This is a genomic window from Paenibacillus medicaginis, assembly GCF_042138635.1.
Lineage (GTDB): Bacteria > Bacillota > Bacilli > Paenibacillales > Paenibacillaceae > Paenibacillus > Paenibacillus medicaginis.
Genome location: NZ_JBHIRY010000012.1, coordinates 120,104 through 139,495, shown reverse-complemented (window position 1 = coordinate 139,495; position 19,392 = coordinate 120,104). Strand labels below are relative to the sequence as shown.

Annotated in this window: 23 protein-coding genes; 8 read left to right on the top strand and 15 right to left on the bottom strand. The window is 45.2% G+C overall.

Translation table 11 applies throughout. The features are described from left to right. The first annotated feature begins 184 nt into the window (after window positions 1-184). Entirely contained in the window at window positions 185-391 is a 207-nt protein-coding gene (locus ACE5LO_RS14195) for a YgiT-type zinc finger protein (RefSeq protein WP_375520680.1), read from the top strand. Window positions 392-435: 44 nt separating this feature from the next. Here the strand turns inward: ACE5LO_RS14195 and ACE5LO_RS14190 are convergent, their stop codons facing one another. The 12 genes from ACE5LO_RS14190 to ACE5LO_RS14135 form a co-directional block, all read right to left on the bottom strand. Next, window positions 436-999 carry a GNAT family N-acetyltransferase gene (locus tag ACE5LO_RS14190; protein WP_375520679.1) on the bottom strand — a complete coding sequence of 188 codons (564 nt, stop codon included), beginning with the start codon at window positions 997-999 and terminating at the stop codon, window positions 436-438. Between the two features lie 32 nt (window positions 1,000-1,031). After that, on the bottom strand, window positions 1,032-1,235 hold the full coding sequence (locus tag ACE5LO_RS14185; protein ID WP_019686344.1) for a helix-turn-helix domain-containing protein: 204 nt from the start codon (window positions 1,233-1,235) through the stop codon (window positions 1,032-1,034). A 545-nt stretch (window positions 1,236-1,780) separates the two neighbouring features. Further along, window positions 1,781-2,365, bottom strand: coding sequence for a hypothetical protein (locus ACE5LO_RS14180; RefSeq protein ID WP_375520678.1), 585 nt, complete (start codon window positions 2,363-2,365; stop codon window positions 1,781-1,783). A 169-nt stretch (window positions 2,366-2,534) separates the two neighbouring features. Next, window positions 2,535-3,653, bottom strand: coding sequence for a DUF8371 domain-containing protein (locus ACE5LO_RS14175; protein ID WP_375520677.1), 1,119 nt, complete (start codon window positions 3,651-3,653; stop codon window positions 2,535-2,537). A 963-nt stretch (window positions 3,654-4,616) separates the two neighbouring features. After that, the gene (locus ACE5LO_RS14170) at window positions 4,617-5,507 is read right to left on the bottom strand and encodes an SDR family oxidoreductase (RefSeq protein WP_375520676.1); all 891 of its coding nucleotides are present in this window, start codon (window positions 5,505-5,507) and stop codon (window positions 4,617-4,619) included. A gap of 266 nt (window positions 5,508-5,773) precedes the next feature. Beyond that, entirely contained in the window at window positions 5,774-6,727 is a 954-nt protein-coding gene (locus ACE5LO_RS14165; protein WP_375520675.1) for an AraC family transcriptional regulator, read from the bottom strand. Window positions 6,728-6,756: 29 nt separating this feature from the next. Next, window positions 6,757-7,038 carry a hypothetical protein gene (locus tag ACE5LO_RS14160; RefSeq protein ID WP_375520674.1) on the bottom strand — a complete coding sequence of 94 codons (282 nt, stop codon included), beginning with the start codon at window positions 7,036-7,038 and terminating at the stop codon, window positions 6,757-6,759. 42 nt (window positions 7,039-7,080) lie between these two features. Next, window positions 7,081-7,752: a hypothetical protein gene (locus ACE5LO_RS14155; protein ID WP_375520673.1), complete on the bottom strand. Its 672-nt coding sequence runs from the start codon at window positions 7,750-7,752 to the stop codon at window positions 7,081-7,083. Between the two features lie 174 nt (window positions 7,753-7,926). Beyond that, entirely contained in the window at window positions 7,927-8,979 is a 1,053-nt protein-coding gene (locus ACE5LO_RS14150; protein WP_375520672.1) for a DUF1835 domain-containing protein, read from the bottom strand. A gap of 34 nt (window positions 8,980-9,013) precedes the next feature. Then, on the bottom strand, window positions 9,014-9,181 hold the full coding sequence (locus tag ACE5LO_RS14145) for a hypothetical protein (RefSeq protein WP_375520671.1): 168 nt from the start codon (window positions 9,179-9,181) through the stop codon (window positions 9,014-9,016). Window position 9,182: 1 nt separating this feature from the next. Further along, the gene (locus ACE5LO_RS14140) at window positions 9,183-9,509 is read right to left on the bottom strand and encodes a S66 peptidase family protein (protein ID WP_375520670.1); all 327 of its coding nucleotides are present in this window, start codon (window positions 9,507-9,509) and stop codon (window positions 9,183-9,185) included. 93 nt (window positions 9,510-9,602) lie between these two features. Beyond that, a complete protein-coding gene (locus ACE5LO_RS14135) occupies window positions 9,603-10,256 on the bottom strand; it encodes a GntR family transcriptional regulator (protein ID WP_375520669.1) in 654 nt (217 codons plus the stop codon). 179 nt (window positions 10,257-10,435) lie between these two features. On the opposite strand from ACE5LO_RS14135, the gene ACE5LO_RS14130 reads away from it, so the two are divergent. From ACE5LO_RS14130 to ACE5LO_RS14100, 7 genes are all read left to right on the top strand, one after another. Then, window positions 10,436-11,362 carry a phosphate/phosphite/phosphonate ABC transporter substrate-binding protein gene (locus ACE5LO_RS14130; RefSeq protein WP_375520668.1) on the top strand — a complete coding sequence of 309 codons (927 nt, stop codon included), beginning with the start codon at window positions 10,436-10,438 and terminating at the stop codon, window positions 11,360-11,362. A gap of 18 nt (window positions 11,363-11,380) precedes the next feature. Continuing rightward, on the top strand, window positions 11,381-12,148 hold the full coding sequence (gene phnC / locus ACE5LO_RS14125; protein ID WP_375520667.1) for a phosphonate ABC transporter ATP-binding protein: 768 nt from the start codon (window positions 11,381-11,383) through the stop codon (window positions 12,146-12,148). Beyond that, window positions 12,148-12,939, top strand: a complete 792-nt coding sequence (gene phnE, locus ACE5LO_RS14120; protein WP_375520666.1) for a phosphonate ABC transporter, permease protein PhnE — start codon at window positions 12,148-12,150, stop codon at window positions 12,937-12,939. The genes phnC and phnE (ACE5LO_RS14120) overlap by 1 nt, the downstream gene beginning before the upstream one ends. Next, entirely contained in the window at window positions 12,936-13,778 is an 843-nt protein-coding gene (gene phnE, locus ACE5LO_RS14115) for a phosphonate ABC transporter, permease protein PhnE (protein WP_375520665.1), read from the top strand. The genes phnE (ACE5LO_RS14120) and phnE (ACE5LO_RS14115) overlap by 4 nt, the downstream gene beginning before the upstream one ends. A gap of 102 nt (window positions 13,779-13,880) precedes the next feature. Next, window positions 13,881-14,882: a tyrosine-protein phosphatase gene (locus tag ACE5LO_RS14110; protein ID WP_375520664.1), complete on the top strand. Its 1,002-nt coding sequence runs from the start codon at window positions 13,881-13,883 to the stop codon at window positions 14,880-14,882. 134 nt (window positions 14,883-15,016) lie between these two features. Beyond that, window positions 15,017-15,484, top strand: coding sequence for a MarR family transcriptional regulator (locus ACE5LO_RS14105; RefSeq protein WP_375520663.1), 468 nt, complete (start codon window positions 15,017-15,019; stop codon window positions 15,482-15,484). A 153-nt stretch (window positions 15,485-15,637) separates the two neighbouring features. Next, window positions 15,638-17,047, top strand: coding sequence for an MDR family MFS transporter (locus tag ACE5LO_RS14100; protein WP_375520662.1), 1,410 nt, complete (start codon window positions 15,638-15,640; stop codon window positions 17,045-17,047). 812 nt (window positions 17,048-17,859) lie between these two features. Here ACE5LO_RS14100 and ACE5LO_RS14095 read toward each other — a convergent pair. From ACE5LO_RS14095 to ACE5LO_RS14085, 3 genes are all read right to left on the bottom strand, one after another. After that, window positions 17,860-18,054, bottom strand: a complete 195-nt coding sequence (locus tag ACE5LO_RS14095) for a hypothetical protein (RefSeq protein WP_375520661.1) — start codon at window positions 18,052-18,054, stop codon at window positions 17,860-17,862. Between the two features lie 210 nt (window positions 18,055-18,264). Next, window positions 18,265-18,945 (bottom strand): IS4 family transposase, encoded by a 681-nt coding sequence (locus tag ACE5LO_RS14090; protein WP_375520660.1) that lies wholly within the window; start codon window positions 18,943-18,945, stop codon window positions 18,265-18,267. Then, a complete protein-coding gene (locus ACE5LO_RS14085) occupies window positions 18,872-19,381 on the bottom strand; it encodes a hypothetical protein (RefSeq protein WP_375520659.1) in 510 nt (169 codons plus the stop codon). The genes ACE5LO_RS14090 and ACE5LO_RS14085 overlap by 74 nt, the downstream gene beginning before the upstream one ends. Window positions 19,382-19,392 lie beyond the last annotated feature (11 nt).

The following is a 19,392-nucleotide window of genomic DNA, read 5'->3' as shown; positions in this document are numbered from 1 at the left end:
AATCGAACTATAGACTATCCCAATAATATATTCATCATAACTGTGATTGATTAATTCTACAATTGTTGTATAATATTGTTGGACAGCGGAATCGAACTATAGACTATCCCAATAATATATTCATCATAACTGTGATTGATTAATTCTACAATTGTTGTATAATATTTGAAAGGAGCGTGATACAATGAGTGTAAAAGCATGTGTCATGTGTGGAAGTACAAACTTGAAAAAAGTTGATATAGACTATCCGCTTGAATCCGATAGTGTAAAGAGTCTGAAAATTCCAGCCACTAAATGCTGCCATTGTGGAGAAGAATATATCAATGGTCGTGAAGTGAAAGTGATTGAACAAATCGTCAAAACCTTAAACGAACAAGCAGTAGGGGCCTAAACAGGCTCCTTTGTTTTGTATATATGATATCCTAATTTATTCGATTATCGAAATGACTGGTGATGAAAAGCAGTGATCTGCTTAAACAACACCTGCCCATCTTCAATAACAGCTTGACTTGAATCCTGGGTCAAGGGCAGGTACATCGCCTGATACGTTTCCGGTATCCATTTGTATGTATGAACATAATTGGTCATCCGAAAACCACATTTCTGCCAAAACCGTTTGCGAAGATCGTTCTCAGGCAGCTGCTCACTTTCCACTTCAATGATCAGCTTTTGCAGTTGAAGCTCTGATGCAGCCCAGAAAGCGAGTGCTTTTACCAGCCATTCCCCCAGACCCCGGCCTCTATATTCCTCTTTAACTGCCAAATAATCAATAATGAGCGCTTTTCCGTTCTCCGCCTTGCCTGTAATGGCCATCGCTGCCACGGCAGACTTATCTGCCATGACATGCAAAAAGCTGAGCCTCCGGTCGAACATCTGCTTAATAATCCGGTCCGGCTTGCGGCCGTGCTCAAAAGATTGATGATAAATTTGCCTTGCCTCCGGCCACCATTTTTCGTCCAGTTTCTCCAGGGTAATCAGCTGCAATTGTTCTGCTTCCATGGTGGTTTATACTCCTTCTTGGAACTAATCCATCATTGCTCTGCTATGTGTTCCAATAAATCTCCAGGCTGACACCCTAAAGCTGTACATAATTTATCAATTACTTCTAAGGATACGTATTCGTTCGTATTGAGCTTCGCCATTGTAGCTGACGAGATTCCCGTCATTTTAAGTAAATCCTGTTTCTTAATTTCCCTGTCGATCAATAATTTTTGAAAAGGTTTGTAACTAATCATATGATATCCCTTCCATACGTGTTGTAAACTGTTCTTTATATGGTGAGCTTAACAAAACAACTCCAGTTACATCTGTTTTCTTCCGAACGTAATCTTTACCTCAAGCAATTGCATGAAATACTACCAGAGGATGTACGTAAAGCACTATTCCTTTATGATGATGCAGATCTTTCCCTCCAAGCTATTTTAGAACGCGAGATCTATTTGCAAGGTTTTAAAGACGCCCTTCATCTACATAGAGAATTAAATGTCTCTTTAGTATTCATCAAACTCTACCTCTGAGAATTCGAACAACCTACCATATGTCACCAATGTAACTTGAGGTGAAATTTCAATTTTCATTAACTTGTTTTCAAGTGTTTCAAATTCAATAAACAAATCGTATTAATCTCCTTGTTTTTCAAGTATTTTGTATAATGTTACAGCATTCATCAAGCCCAAAGGGGTTCTCAGCTGAATTTGCTTCTTCAAAATTCAGTACGCAGGCTGAGGAGCCGTTAGAGCTGCAGCTTGAAAATTATGTTATATGAAGTACATTCGCTTTCTTAGAGATACTTATCAACATCATTAATGAACAGCTTTAAAATATCACCTTTCTTATATGCTTTATTTTTGTGACCAGTATCTTTTCTAATTGCAATTAATAACTGTTCCATCTGCCACATTGTTTTCCTTGTATCCGGGTTATCCTCCAATACAAACATATTTCTATATTTAGACCACTGAAGTACAACATCATCCGAACCCCAAACTAGTAATTTTTGTGTAAAACCACTCATAAACTTTAAAACTTCCTGCTCCGTCATAGGCTTTCCTTCTAGTTTTTTATTCATTAGAAGTTTAAATAAAAATTCAACGAACTCCTCATAAATTGGAATTTTTTTGTTTCTAAGTTCTAATTCTATTGCTCTCTTCTTTTCATAATATTTTGCTATAACTACAGATAAAACTGATACTACAATTGTCGCAGAAGCAGCGATAAGTGCTGCAGCAACTTCTTTTTGCAGACTATTAAACACCGATATGAACCAAGTAACTAGGAGCCACAACAAATAAAATAATACTGAAATAAATAATAAAGAAAATATTATCTGCCATTTACTTTTACTTTCACTTGATTTATTATCCACTTTATCTCTCCTTCACTTAAATATTTAATGTATTTCATATAATGTTCTTAGATTAACGATAGACGGCCACATTTTGGTGGGAGTCTGGGTTCGTGAGCTCCCTCTTATTTGTTTTTTTTCCAATTAAGGATGGATGTCCGCAGCTTGAATCTGTGTTATATAATGCCTCCTACTTCACTGAATCAACATTCTGAATCCTTGAGGCTGACAATTTTGAGGCTCTAGCATCAATAATTACCGGCTTGATTATTAATTTATATTTTACTTCTACACTTTTTGCTAACTCGAATATTCCATCAATTTTTTTAAATTCATCTTCAAATAAAATAATTATGATAAAATATGCAATTTCAACTTTCTCTGACAACATATATTGTACTGTTTGTTTTTCAATACCGTGGGCTAGATTGTTAGAACCTCTCTTTATCTCTACGACCGTCTTGAAATTATTCCCATATGAAAACTTAAAATCAACAGGGCCTCTGCCTGTTTCAGCCTCAGGTGTTATATCTATATTATTACTCTCGCAATATAATCTACTCATACTTTCTAATAGTTGTTGAGCACTTGTTTCCTTCTTTGGAAGTCCATTCTCATTCCATAATAATCTGTGTGTGCCTCTTAAAGCTAAAGAATGACTAAAGTAATTTATGATTTTTTCAATATATAAGAAAAAATCATTCATGTCTCTTATTACTCCATCACATTCTTGTTTTGTAATTTCCGTTGGATAAATTGATTGCCTAAGATCATTAAATTCTTTCCTTATATCATTTGGCATTAAATCTTCATATTCTGAAAGATCAATATCGAATGAAACTTGAAATTTAAAAGGATTCTTCATAAAATATTTTACATAATCAGAAACGTGCAAAAAATCAAAATCTTGAAATAATATTTCAAGATAAAGATCCATATTATCCAAATCACGTAATATGTATTCATCATCTGTTTGTTCTAAATCATAATCTAAATCTGGTGTGCTTTTTTCTCTTCCCATTTCTTCAATTCTATCTTTTGAATCGCATAACAATCTATATAGAGCAAACTCATGAATCGGTTTAAGAGTGTGTAAATAATTGTCAGTAGTCCACAGATCTAATTCAATCATAGTTTTTATGCAAAGTTCTTCATTTTCTGTCCATAGAAACCTTGGAAAAAATGAAGAAAAGCCCTCTTCTGGTCCAAGTTCTCTATAAAAATCCATATATAAATCCAAATAATCATTTATTGTCCTATTGATCTCAGCTTTAGTTGATTCTTTAATATCACAATAAACCCTAATCATAATCTAATGACTCTCCTTTTTAAATATTTCAGGGGAATTTCACATAACTTCATACTTACGAACTTCGTAAACCCACACCTTTCACCTTATTCCCGTACTATCTGCACTCCAATCCTCCAAATAGCTCATCCGATCCATAATACTCACATGTTTGCTAATGCCCGTTTAAACCAAGGCTTTTTCAAACACTTTTTGCGCTGAACGTTCCGTCATGTTGACAACTTTCCCACTTTACTGGAAACATACAGCCTTCAGACCGCTCAGACTCATGTAATCTCGGACCATCGTAAAAGCTGCTTCAGAGTCTGTATTTCCTTACTTTTCCTTGGCGAACCTTCAGCGCTTTCCGCTCCCGGTCGTAGTTTTCATGACGCGGGCTCACTACTTCCCTTACCCGCAACCCAGATATAAAGTCATGTTCTGCATTTTGTTTGCGACAAGTATGCCTTAATCGTCGTGCTACTGTATCCTCACTCCATCAGTTCATCGTACAGTTCTTTTCGCCGTCTCGGATTCCATTCGTCCCGTTTCGCAGAGGAGCGAACCATCTCAATAGGCATGCCTCGTCGGTCTAGCAAAGCTTTATAAGACAGTTCTTTATCCAATCGCTCGTCGCACTCGAAATCGTAGTGCTGATACGCTCTAAGTAGACTTTCTACAGCTTTGATGCTGTACGGAATCGTCCAGATTTTTTTATCTGGATCCCATGCCTGTCGGTCATAGACCAAACCCCCTCTCGCTCTCTGGCTACGTATCGTTCCAATCGTACACCGATCATTATTCATCCAATAAAGTAGATTAATCTTTATCTCACTTTCCTCCTTAGTATATCAGTCGTTCAAAAAATAGGAAATCCAATCTCACGAAAAAAAGGGCCTTAAGCCGGAAATTCAACTTAATGCCCTGATTCTTTCGACGCATATAGTGGTTTATCGTTAACTATCTATATACAAACACTAAACATCAGCCAGTAAAGTACGTCTCCCTGTCGATATCCGAAATGAGCGGTGGCTGGACGGGACGCACCCTGAAGCGGTCCTGGGTCAGAGTGCTTGAGGTCGGATTGTCCATCGTAACAAAGTGCGCCAACCAACCGAAGTGAGCGGCAGCCTCCTCAGGGGACTTGCTGACGACAGGCACATTAAGGCGGCGGCCGATTATGGCGGCGATGTTGCGAAGCGGCACACCCTCATCGCCGATCGCATGCAGTCTGGTACCGGCAGGTGCAGACTCAAGCGCCAGACGGTAGAGACGCGCCGCATCTAGCCGGTGCACAGCAGGCCAACGGTTAGCTCCATCGCCTACATAAGCGGAGACACCCGTTCTGCGGGCGATATCGATCAAAGCCGGTACTAATCCCCGGTCACCGTCACCATGCACCGATGCCGGAAGACGCACCACCGAAGCGCGAACTCCGTGCGAAGCCATAGTTAACGCCGTCTCTTCCGATGCGATGCGGGCGGCTGAATTGGGGTCGGGTTTATCATTTTCGGTTCCGAGACGGCCCGGGGTAAGGAGAGCAGTTACTGAAGTAACTACTAAAGGCCGATCGGAACCGGCTAATGCCTCCCCGAGCACCTTGACAACTTGACTATCTTTTTTGTTGGCACCGGCATAATCCGAGAAATCATGAACGAAAGCCGCATGGATCACGCCATCCGCAGCGGCTGCTCCGCTGCGCAGACTGTCGAGATCATCAAGAGATCCGTGATGCACTGCTGCTCCAGCTACGGTGAGCGCTGCTGCTGCCGCTTCCGAGCGGGCGAGGCCTACCACCTCATGCCCCGCTCCGATCAATTCCCGCACGATGGCAGACCCGATAAAGCCAGTTGCCCCTGTAACAAAAACACGCATAATGAATTCCTCCTACACATTAAGTAGTAAAGCCATAAACATATTCTAGACCAAGCTTCGCCAGGATGTTTGCCTGTTCCACGTGGCTTCTTGCCCGATCCGCCGGAAAACAGCACAACCTCAGATCAACATAAATAGCTCTAAACTACTCATGTCCAATACAACGGGTTCTCGGGTTTGAAAGAAAAAGAAAACACGCTAGCCTTATGGCTGCGGGTATAAAGGGACTCGTAGCGTATACACTTAAGCCAGACAAGTCTGACGCATTAGTCCAGCATTTGTGTTTGTTGACGCCATTTGGCGATATCTTTGCTTGGCGGACTGCCAAAAAAGCGGCTGTAATCGCGACTAAATTGAGAGGTGCTCACATACCCCACCAGCCGGCATGCCGTGGTTGCATCCATTAAAGCGGATAACATCAGACGCCTTGCTTCATGAAGACGCAGCGCTTTTTGGTACTGCAGCGGGCTCATCGAAGTAACTGACTTGAAATACTCGTTAAATGAGGACACGCTCAAATGCACCAAATCAGCCGAGTCTGCGACCTTCATCTGCTGGGCGAAGTTGCTGCGGAGCCAGGCAATCGCCTTTGCAACCCGCTGCACGCCCGAATCAGCAAAACCGATTTCAGCGGTATGAACGCCTATAGGACTTCGCAGGACACGTATCAATATTTCATCCACCACGAGCGGAGCAACCAGCTCGGTGTCGCCAGGATCGGATAAACACTCCACCAGCCTACTCACCGCACTTATAACGCTCAGGTCAGCGTTCGCGACATAACCCGCGCTCCGCTGACGAATGGGAGGCAGCCCGTGAGGATACACTTTCAGGACCAACTCGGCGATCCTTTGCGGATCGAGATCCAGCCTGACACCGAGAACCGGTTCGGAAGGACTGGCAAGCGTGGTCTGGGCAGCGACCGGGAGGGCAACGGGGACGATAAACATCTGCCCATCGCCGAAGGAATAGACCTCATTCCCCACCGTAACAGCCTTTGCTCCTTGCACAGCGATCCATAAAGAGGGCAACTCAATGGTATGCACGTAGTCTGCGTCTATTTGTGAGTGGCGAGCGAGGAACAAACCAGGGACAGGTTGGACAATAACACCGTCATGTGGGACACGGGTGGAAATCTGACGTGCCAGTTGGGTCATTTCTGCAGCAAACATACTCTCGGCATTACCTGACGTCGGTGGAACCGCTTGTCCATCTAGCATCCTCATCGTTTCCTAAACAGCTCCTTGTTTCAATTGCGAAAAATATACAAATAATTATGGCAAGCGTCAAACTGCTCTCCACCATATCCTAACGTTCTATTAAACACATAATACTCATAGATTAAATCTATGTAGAGCGTATTTATAAGGGAAGAATAAAACTGCAAATTGTCGCTAGAGAAGTCTTCAATTTCCATTCCATAGACTACATTCCCTTTCCCTGATGCCCATGATAACATCCCAAACATGGCACGAAAAAAGATGGAACAGACCGTATAGTGAAAAAAACAGGAACGCAGCCATACATTCATAGACTGCGTCCCCTTTGAAAATCACAAGCTTCCAGCTTATTTTTATTTTTTTGGAAGTTTAACACGATCCACATCAAACAGGCTCTTATCTGCTTTCAGCTTGTCATACTCATAGCTTGCATTGAACTGCAGTTCAGGTTTCCCGTTCTCAATGGTGTAGATGCTTTCCTTAACCGGCAATCCGCTATTGTTCAGCAAAAGCGTCTCTGTAAATTTTGTGCCGACAGATGTATATGTTCTGGTTACTTTCGTGTACGTAACCCCGTTTTCAGTTACTTTCCCTTTATTCTTCCATTCTTCCCGGGTGTAGCGCTCCTTCTCTGCTGCAAAAAAACTGCTCGGCTCGCTGGCTTGCGGGAAGCTTTGCTTCATACCATCTACAACGTTCCCATTTGCATCGATAAAATATTTGACAAACTCTTTCCCATTCTGGATAACCATGCTGGCTGTGCCATCCTCGGCTGAAGTGGCCGCACCTTTGTAGCGCGGGGATACCGTATCCTGCCACTCCTCGAAAATACTCACAAGCTTGCCATCCGGGCTAAATACCGTTCTTTTCATATGCTCTACACTGGCAGCTTCAATTCCCGTACCACCGGACTGGACCGCAGCTGTGGATTTAGAAGCAGCCTCTGCAGAACCTGTCAAAAATGCGGCAGATGTTGCAACGGCAACAACGGACAGCAAGGAAACGGCAATCATTGCTTTTTTCATTCGTCATACTCTCCTTCGAGTTCATGATTGTGTGGTGATGCGGACGATCACCTTGAACTCAGTATAGAAGACGCATGTAACATTCGATCAGTTGGATGTATCACGTTTGTAAACAATGCCTTTTCCTGTTTGCAAAAAGAAACAGATGCACGATTTCAATCAGGAATTTATTGGTTATTTTTTCCGCCTGACACTGTAAAATCTCATTGCTGCAGGAACACCCTTGATTTCCAGCACACCACTGTAAATCAGTTCTCTTAACCGGTATTCAAAATAAGAGTCTCCGACATACTGTTCGCAATACCCTATCGCTTCCCCGATGACACGAGCTGATTTTATGAAACCATTATTGCCCGCCGGAGGGGTGATGCCGTCCAGCTTCTCCAATAGATACGAATCATAATGATCGGCCGGCACCTCAACTACGGCATCGTTCTGCCAAATGCGCAATACTCCGGCTTGCTCACAAATGGCCTGCCATTCCTGTACCAAGCGTGCCATCTCAGTATCGTTCAGGTTGTTACTTTCATCCATACGCAAGAGTGCTTCCTGAAGGTTCTTAGCCGGAACTTCTCCCGAATACCGATAGGTGATAGATGCATCCGGACGGTTGTACAACGCTTCACAGATTGCACAAGCGTCGTATACTGCTACCGCATTGCGTTTATCACGCAGCAAATACATGGCGTGTCTCATGCCTGCCTGCTCGTAAGCATTGCTGCTTGTCCAAATCACTATTTTTGCCTGTTCGGGAATCTGCTCTATTTGGTGGATAAGCTCATCGTATTCTTCCTCGAATTCAGTGTATTCTTCAAAAGCATTCGTAATATTATCGCAGAACCAGTCGTTCCGTACTTTTCTTCCTGCGGATGTGTCCAAGGCGTGAAGTGGACCGATGGCATAATTCTCACGCAGAACAATCATTTTATGCGTTTCTGACCAGCCAAGCCCTTTCAAGGCTTGCTTCATGCCTCCGGCAAAAGAATCCCCGCAGACGATATGAACATGGGTACAGGATGGAACAGGGTTCCATAAGGTTCTTTTATCCTGCAGCCCTATCAAGTTATCATAAAGTTCAATTAAATCAGCAGCAAATGCTTCGGGTGATTCTCCCTGTTCCTTCTGCATCTTGATATTCGTTAAAATCAGTCTCAAATAAGATCGAACATCTTCGTCCCGCAGATGATCGACAGCTTTTTTGATGGCAAGCATATCCCTCATACTCATCTGGTGCCCCCCTATCATCTTACTATTTTATAGACTATGAAAACGGACTATCCAAAAGGATAATTTCATTGGTTCCAGGGCGAAGTTCCACTCTCTCGCCCAGCGGCAGGATGAACTTGGGATCTGTGTGTCCGAAATCAAAATCAACGACAATGGGGACTTTATCCGCCCCGAATTCATCTTTAATGACACTTACAATCATCTCATTCAGCTGTGTAATCCTTCGCTTGCCAAAAAGACGGCTCAGGCCAATATGCGGTTGCTTTCATAAACTCCAATACTTCGATACATCCGCCCCATAACAGGCCTTGTTCAACATCCTCTCCCTGCAGGAAAGTCCACCCTTGTTTATATTCATAGAATTCCTGACACTCCCCAAGTGTTTCTAGACTGCTCCAGTCTTGATATCCATTAGTCCATTGCGGAAAAGGAGTATATGTATACGGAAATTCGCCGCAGAACAAGATTGATTTTAAAGGAGACATGATTGCGATTTTTGAACCAGACATCATTTTTTTCGGTTTAATCATCATAATCCTCCCGCCGTAATTGAAAAGAAAAGACCACGATTGCATGCCCAGGCCTGATGCCGTATGGATTCGTGATCTCTTTTTTCCTCAAAATCAGAACTGTCCAAAAGCCAGCATTCTTTCTTTGGAAAGCCGCGCCATGGACATGGCAACCTCCTGGGCTGCGTTGTAGTCTTGGCGCTCCAAAGCTGCAAGGATATCCCGATTAATTCCAATAGCATTGTAATGTTTAATATGAGGCGTCAGCTTGAAGCGAACCATGGAGTACATGCACAGCCTATCCTTGAATGAATCAAAAGTCGTCAGCATGACGTCATTTCCCAGCGACTGGATCACCTCCCGCATGAATAAAAAATGATGTTCGACATATCGAAAATAGTCATTTTCAGCTTCTGCTGTTTTCTGCGCCTCTACATGAGCTGACAAGGACGCAAAATTCAGATACGTTTCCCGTTCCGGGTCCTTCATCACCTCGAAGCAGTAAAACAGCATGGACTGGATTTGTTCATTCAGATCCAGAAAAATTTTTCCGTTCATCTCTTTAACGAGAATGCCCCTGTTCTTGAGCGAAGCCACATAACCTTCGGACTCCAGACGGGAGATGGCATGACGAATCGGGGTCCGGCTCATCTGATATTGCTCTGCAAGCTCATTTTCCGACAGCAGTGTGCCAGGCATCAATTGCCCGCGAATCATTCGCTCACGCAGCAGCAGGTAAGCCGTATCGACCAGCGATTTTTTCTCCATGTATACAATTCCTTTCCTGCCACATTCATTTTTTACCCCATCTTAACAGCCACTCGACAAAGCTTGCAACCACTCCGCAGATTTAACAAAAACAACACTTTGGCAACATATCCATCTTACATTCAACTTGTATCTTACTTGTATTCAACAACAAAAACTTCATTTGAGGAGGAAGCGGCATGCGGAACTGCAGTACAAAAAAAGGGCGTCACACCTTGCTTCTGTCGCTCGTGCTCGTGCTTATGCTTATCTTTCTATCCGGATGTGGGTCTGCTGCCAGCACCGGAGCAGGCGCAGGAGGTACGCCCGAAGTCCTTCGTATCGGGATGATGCCAAGCGAGGAAGGAGAAATGAACCGTTCACAGGAGCAGTTCGCCAAGGATGTAGCGGAAGCGACAGGCATTCCTGCCGAAATTTTTGTAGCCGAGGATTATAACATGGTGATTGAAGCGCTTCGTACAGGGAAAATCGAAATCGGATTGATTGGCCCCTTCGGCTACATCATCGCCACAGAACGTGCAGGAGCGAAGCTGCTGGCCAGAACGGAAAGCGATCAGCAGGCGAATACGGTAATCCTTGTGCGTGCAGATTCCCCCTATCAAAGTGTGGCGGATTTGAAAGGGAAAAATTTTCTGTTCGTCGACCCGGCTTCCACAACAGGCAACCTGTACCCCCGCGCTACGCTGATGAAAGAGCTAGGATTGTCGAATGATGAACTGGACTCCTTTTTCGGCAGTGTTGCTTTCTCCGGCGGACATGACAAATCGCTGCTGGCGCTGGCCAACAAAAATGCGGATGCGATCGGCACAGCCAGCCTGATGCTGCCGATGATGGCCGAATCCGGTCTTGTGAAGGAAGAGGATTTCCGCGTCATCGCCGAATCAGACCCTATCGTCAGCGGCGCGCCAATGCTGTACCGGCAGGACCTGCCTGAAGAGCTGGTCACGAAGCTGCGCGAATTTATGCTGAACTATCACACGCAAAATCCCGATTTCCTGAAAAGCCTGGGCGGCTCTCATTTCGTAGCAGGCAGTGACAGTGATTATGATCCAATTCGCAAGGTTGCCAAAGATCTCGAGATGTCGCCTGAGGAACTGCTGAAGTAAATAGAGGAGGATGTACCTATGACACTGCTGCAAATAGAAGGTTTGTCCAAAGTGTATCCCGACGGAACCGTGGCTCTCGATAACTTGAATCTGCAGCTTCATTCCGGCGAATTTGTCGTTGTCATCGGGCCCAGCGGAGCCGGCAAAAGCACACTCCTGCGCAGCTTGAACCGGATGGTTGAACCTACAAAAGGCCATATCCGCTTTAAAGGCGAGGAAACGATGGGCATTAAGGGCACCAAGCTCCGCGAAATGCGCCGCCAGATGGGGATGATTTTTCAGGGCTATAATCTGGTCACCCGTGTATCTGTGCTCACCAATGTGCTTCATGGGCGTCTTGGTTATATGAGCTCACTCCAAGGAGCGCTTGGCCTCTACTCCAAGACGGACACGGAAGCGGCGAAAAATATGCTGCAGCGGGTAGGCTTATTTGAGCAAATGTATAAGCGGGCCGATGAGCTGAGCGGAGGACAGCAGCAGCGGGTAGGCATCGCCAGAGCTCTCTGCCAGCAGCCGGATCTGATCCTTGCGGACGAGCCCATAGCCAGCCTTGATCCGGCCTCGTCGGAGACGATCATGGACTACCTGTATACGATTTGCAAGGAAGAAGGCATCGCCTGCCTGTGCAACCTTCATCAGGTCGACATCGCCAAGAAATATGCCACCCGCATTATCGGCATTCATAAAGGCAGCAAGGTGTTTGACGGAGCTCCCGCAGAGCTTACCGATGACATGATCAGGCTGATCTACAAGCAAAGCAGCTCACAGGAGAAGGAGACCGCCTAATGAGCACAGCACAAATGCAATCAGCGCGGAAAATAAAACGCGCGCAGACGATGCTGTTTCTAATCGTGTTCTGTGTTCTCATCGTCTGGTCATGCATCGGCTCGGAATTTTCGCTTGGGGCGTTATTTGCAGGCATGGGCGACAGCCTGCAATTTATCTTTACAGACTTTCTGCCGCCCGACTTTTCAGCATTGCCCAAGCTGCTTGAACCTGCTCTGCAAACATTGTATATGAGCGTAGTTGCCACGGTGATCGGATCGGTTGTGGCAGGCTTGCTTTCCTTTGTGGCCGCTGCCACGACAACTCCGCATTCGCTTATTCAAGTATTCATGAGAGGCGTGACTTCCCTCTTCCGCAACATTCCTGTCGTCATCTGGACCATTTTGCTGGTGGCAGCCTTCGGTCTGGGCACGATTGTAGGCACGATGTCCCTTATTCTCATTTCGGTCGGCATGCTGACCCGCTCCTATGCCGAGGTGCTGGAGGAGATTGATATGGGGCAGGTTGAAGCCGTCCGCGCAGCCGGCGGCAGCTATTTTCAGGTTCTGTCTCAAGCCGTCCTGCCTCAGTTTCTGCCCGGATTTATCGGTTGGAGCCTGTATAACTTTGAAATTAACGTGCGTGCCTCAACCATTGTTGGCATGGTCGGCGGCGGCGGGTTGGGTTTTATGTTGCAATCCAGTTTAAAGCTGTTTCAGTACCAGGAGGCCAGCATGGCGGTGCTGCTCGTGCTCTTCATTGTCCTGCTTGTTGAAATGATCACCAATCGTGTAAGGGAGCGGATTCTATGAGTATGAGTCAAATCAACAACACCACTCCATCCTTTACCCTGCATGCGCAGAAACCAGAACCGCCCAAGCCCAGACGAAGCAGGCTGCTTGTGATCGGTTTGCCGCTTACCGCTGTGCTGTTTGTGTTCAGTCTCATTCAGCTTCAGTTTGACTATTCGCGGATCATGCAGGGTTTTGCCAAGCTTGGCGGTATTATCGGTGTTATGTTTCCTCCCGATTTCTCTGAATGGCGCCATGTGCTGCTGGCAGCCGTCGAGTCCCTGCAGGTCGCCATTCTGGGCACGGTGCTCGGGATTGCCATTGCCTTCTTTCTATCCTTTCTGGCAGCAAGCAATCTGACGCCCCACCCGGCATTGGCCTGGATGATTCAGAGCGTTGCTTCTCTGCTGCGCGCAATTCCTACGGTCATATGGGCGCTTATTTTTATCGTATCTGTCGGTCTGGGCCCGCTTCCCGGCGTGCTGGCGATTACCGTCTCTGCTGCGGGAATGCTTATCAAGGTATTCGCCCAATCGCTCGAAGAAATCGACAAAGGTGTGCTCGAAGCGATGCGGGCAACGGGTGCAACCTGGCTGCAAATTATTATGCAGGGTGTTTTGCCAACCGTCAAAACCGCCTTTATCGCTTGGTGTGTGCTGCGGTTTGAAGGAGATTTGGGGGAATCCACCATTCTTGGCGCAGTAGGAGCAGGCGGAATCGGATTTGAGCTGACCCATGCGATGAAAACCTATAACTTTTCCCAAGCCCTGTTTGTCGGACTCGTGATCTTCATGATGGTGTTCGCTGTGGAATATGTATCTAACAGGTACAAAATGAAACTGAAAATACGGCAGAATTAACGGCGGCGAGAAATGCGCCAATCAACATAATTTCACGTAACGAAACCCGAGCTTACTGAAGTTTTTTTAGATTTGAAAATTTACTCAATAGGAGTGCTAGCTATGTCAACAAAACCCTCACAGCCTGTATTACAGCAAGGTCCCTTGGTGCAGGCCAAGTACAGCGAGAATGACCAGATCACCCTTTACTGGAACACTGAGACAAATATCGAAGCTGCAGCGATCTATCATTCTGCTCAACCTGAATTTGATGAGCATCTGAGTACGCTGCTTGATATCCAAATTCAACCCTTTGGTGCGTCTTTTACCAGACCTGTGGCGCACGGACGCAATTATTATCATGTCAAATTCACGGATAGCTCAGTGTCCACCGTAACGGACCGAATGATCCAGACCGATGGTGTCATCAACTTCCGCGATATGGGGGGTTACATAACCCAGGATGGGCGGACTGTCCGCTGGGGAGCGCTGCTCCGCTCGGCCGACCTTCATGAGCTGAGCGAGCGGGATTTACATGCGGCAGAGATGCTGGGGATTGATTGGATCTGTGATTTGCGCAGCGATTTTGAAGTCGTGGATCGTCCTTCTCCAGCCATCGGCAAAGCGGTCAATACCAACATTCCGTTTATGGCTGAAGCCAATCCGGAAGAAATGCAGCGAATCACCGGATTGGATTTGAAGGCTGGTTACAAAGCCATGATTCTGAATACAGAGAAATGTGCTTTAATATTGCGCGAGCTGTTAGCTGAAGGGCGTGATACCTCATTATTCCATTGTGCAGCAGGCAAAGACCGGACCGGCGTGGTGTGTGCCGTCATTCTCTTGACACTTGGCGTGCCACGTGAGGCTGTCATTGAGGACTATGAACTCACCAACTTGGCTGTGGGCGGGTTGATGCAGCGCTTTTTACAAAATAGAGACCAATATATTGATATCATGCCCGATTTGGACGGCAAAATTCCCGAGATGATGAAAGCAGCCTTTATTGAGGCCTCGCTGGAAGCCATTGATGAGGTTTACGGATCCTTTGACCGGTATCTTCATGAAGGGCTTGGTATTACAGTGGAAGAAGTTACGGCATTGCATAATAAATATCTCGTATAATATCATTTAGCCCTTGGGACTCCTGTCAGGAAGCCCTGGGGCTTTCGCTTTAAGGAGACGTTTTGCAATTTGTTGAAATAGAAACAATAATTCAATATAATATTGTAATGCTTCAACGGGTGGGAGGACGGGCCATGAACAAACAGGAACAGGTCATGATGGATTTCAGGGACTTATTTAACAAGATGGCCTGGCTTAATAAGAATAAGATGGAAGACAATCTTAAGGGTTATAAGCCTTCTGAAGTACATTGCATCGAATCCATTGGAAAAAATACGGATCCCAACGTGACAAAACTTGCAGAGTCCCTTTATATGACTAGAGGCGCCCTGAGCAAATTAACGAAGAGGCTTATAGAAAAAGGCCTTATCGAAAGCTACCAGAAGCCTGATAACAAAAAAGAAATCTATTTTAGACTAACGGAGCAAGGGAAAGTCATTTATAAAATCCATGAGGATCTGCACCAAGAGTTTCAAGAGCGGGATCAAGCCGTATTTGCGCAGGTAACCGAAGAGCAATTTGACAGTATGCTTAGCTTCATAGAGAAGTATAGCAGACATTTGGATGCAGAAATAAAGAAGCAAGGTATAGATATTAATTAAGTTGAATAAAGAAGATGGACACCCAGGTAGCCGGACTCTACGGAGAACGAGCTGCTTTTTTTTATTTTTTCTTTGTTGACACAGAAACAAAAATGCGATACATTAAACATGTTTCCACGGAATCAAAATCACGACTTCTGAGAGGAGAATAACATGACAATAGACAAAGTAAAGAAAGCAGGATTACCAAAAGAAATCCTCATGGCTGCCTGGGCTATCGCACTTGGAGCCATTGCGCCGATGCTTGACTCAACTATGGTGAACATCGCCATCAACCAGCTAACTGAGGAATTCAGCACGACGCTGGGTATCATTCAATGGTCCATTACAGGTTATGTGTTAGCCCTTGCGATCGCAGTGCCAGTGTCTGGCTGGCTTATGAACAAATTTAACGGAAAGAAAATCTTTATTGGCGCAGTCATCACCTTTGGTGTCATTTCTGTTTTGGCCGGCATTAGCTGGAGCATTACCAGCTTCATCTTCTTCCGTTTGCTTCAAGGATTCAGCGCCGGGATTATTACCACGCTTATGTCAACACTGTTGGTCAAAACGGCAGGGCCAGAAAATTTGGGGAAAGTTATGGCCATCGTCAGCACACCTATGATCTTCGGCCCCATCTTGGGACCCGTTATCGGTGGTTTCATCGTTCAAGGCGCATCATGGCATTGGATTTTCTTTATCAATGTGTTCATCGTCTTGATTGCTGTACCACTGATGATGAAAAAAATTCCAGAATTTGAACCGTTCAACAAAGATAGTAGACTCGATGTTTTTGGGATTATCGCTTTGTCCCTCATGAGTGCGGCATTGATTTACGGAATTACGAAAGCAGCGGACTATGCATCATTTAACAATAGAGAAACCATCCTATGGGCGGGCATTGGCCTTATTTTAGCTGTCATTTACCTCGTATATAACCGAATGAGAAAAAATCAGACGGTGCTGCCCATGAATTTATTTGCACATAAGAGCTTCACAGCATCAAGCATCGGTTTGTTCCTGGCGAATATCGCCGTTATGGGACCGATGTTAATCCTGCCGTTGTTCTTCCAAAACTTCCGTCATTTCACGGCAATCGAAGCGGCGCTTGCGTTAATTCCTCAAGGCATCGGGATGCTCGTTACGAGACCATTGATCGGAAGAATGATCGATAAGATCGGTGCGAAATACGTCGTTATGGTCAGCCTTGTTCTTTGCCTTATCGGATCGATTCCGCTGATCTTTATCACCGATAAAACAAGTATGATCTGGATTTCCATCGTATTGTTCATCCGGGGTACCAGTTTCGGAGGAATTATGCTTCCGCTCACGAGTGACGCCTACACAGGACTTGACAGCAAACAGCTGCCGGAAGCAGGTGTCGGGATTAATATGATTGAAAACCTTGGTTCAAGCTTTGGTTCAGCTGTCATCGCAACCGTTGTCGCAGCTGTTGCACAAGGATTGCAGCCAACGATGGCAAATGACTTGAAAGGTTATCATGCAGGATTTTTAGTTTCTGCAATTGTCCTGGCCATAATCTTCATCCCAGGTCTGTTCCTCACACATAAAAAGAATGCATAATAGAGGTTGTTCAAAAAGTCATCTTTTGATCACGAAGGAAGTCAGGAAGCGGGCTCGACATCGAATCTTGAATTCAGCCGGGACTAATGTGGATGCTTCCGAAGCATGTTTCCTGCGGAAGCATAAGCTTCGGTGTCACAGAGGACGAGGAGCAGTATTGCATCATAAATATCTGTTCTGATTATCAATTAGCCTTTGGACTCCTGCAAGAAAATATGCTTCCAGAGGGTGCTCCCCGTAAATTAAAAATAGAGGACATTCAAAACCATACAAGATCTGAATGTCCTTAAAGTATTATACCACTTTTAATGTAATATATTTCCTTATTCTTTCTTAAATCTATATTTTTGAATAATAACAATTAGCAAACCTATTGAAGTAACAAAAACGCTGACCCACAATAAAGTTCTCCCAAATGGATGATTATAGATATATAATACATAGCCGATAATCGATATAAATATACCTAAATACATCAAAAAATAATGTCTTTTTTGCATAAAATCTTCCTTAGTCATGGATTTATACCCAGTTTAACACAAACAACTGGTATATTCTACAAAAATTGTTTTTTAGAGTAGAATCATTTTATCTGTAATTTGATTTAAGGCGATTCTCGGCTGGCTATATGAATTGAGAATTTTTGCAACCATAACAATTTACAAATGTATTCAAAAAAGCAGCCAATCATGGCTGCTCTACTTTTGCTCCTCTCTGCTCCTCATTACAAACGATTTTACGAATATCAGCCAGCGGCACCTTCGGTATCCGGTCATAGGTCAGCAGGCCGTTGATTTCCTGCTCCACATCCGTCAGCTGCGTATAGCAAAAACCTCTATCACCGGGGATACGTACATAGGCCGGATCACGGCCTGCAGACGTCGCAGATAGTCCTCATCATTCTGTGCGCCGGAATATCCCCAGCCGTCCCAATCGCTTTTCTTATACGCAATACCGCCAAACTCCGTAATCATGATCGGCTGCCCCTCATATCCGGCTCCGCCCACAAAAATGCGCCTTCTGCCTGACAGGCCGCTTACCGCGCCCTCTGCCGTAGCATAGCGCTGTCAGCACCTCTTCTCTCCCATTCGTAATCATGGATCGCCACAATATCCGTCTTCATCATTTCCCAGCCGTCGTTGTAAATGACAGAGCGGGTGCATGGACAGCTATATTGTATTTTTCCACCAAGCCTGTTGATTAACCAGAATATGTAACTAACTTGATTCGTAATGGAGTTTGAGCAGACGATCTATGCGAATCGCCCATTCAACCGGCAGTTCACCTAAAAGTAGCAAACGAGCAAATCGGACAAAAGAGAGATTAGCATGACGAGGAAACTCTTGTTCTGCCCCATCAAATAGCCATTTGAGCAGCACAAAGACGATCAGTGCGGAGAACAGCTGGCCATAGACGGCGTTTTCAGTTGTGCCAAATAGCGTTGGAATGTTTAAATGTTGTTTGGTCCAACGAAAGAACACCTCTATTTGCCAGCGGGCCTTATAGATCAGAGCGATTTGTTCTGCAGTAACGCCCATCAAATCGGTCACAACGCGAATTTCTCTACCTTCAAAGTCACGGAAGACGATCACGCGGTGTCGCTGCTTTGACCGACATTGAGGCGTTCCCAGTTGACACGTAATGTCCCGAATAACTGGAGAATCCCCCGTGGTTTGACGCCGCAGAGCATACGGTTTTTCGAAATGAACATTGTCACGAAGCCGGATCACGAAGGATTGTCCGTCTTGTTTGTAGCGGTCCAAGCGCTCCAGTTTGCCATAAGCGCGGTCCATGACCATAATGAAGTCGGGGTTTTCCAAGGATTCACACACAGGGCCATCGTGCCTTGTGCCAATCGTTTCCGTGACGCCAAGCGGCTGTCCATTTTGAGCTTGCAAGGCAACATACAGTTTGACCGCAGCCCGTTCTCCGTGATAGGGGGGCCCAAGGCAAACGGGTTTTCCCTACCGTTATCGTAGTAGAATCAATGAGCAGTAGTTCTTTCGGAAAAGCCAGCTTTCGCCGGGTTTCCCGGTTACATTTGCGGATAAACAGTTGGAACAATTCTTTAAACACAGCAAACGGTACATCAGTTGCTTTACCGGAGAAACAGGAATAGTGGACGGGAGACAAACCACGGTGAGCCGCATGATCTGCACCGAAACGATACCCGGACCATTCTTCACTGGCTGCGGCACACCAATATTGAAGCAAATGATAGACCGTGAATTTTCGTGCCTTATCTACATATCCGACCGCCTGGACAACGGTTTCGACTTCTTCGGACGTAAGAAGCGTTTGAAGAATGGGGAGAAGCATGTTAGACTTTTTCATGGAGTCGTCAC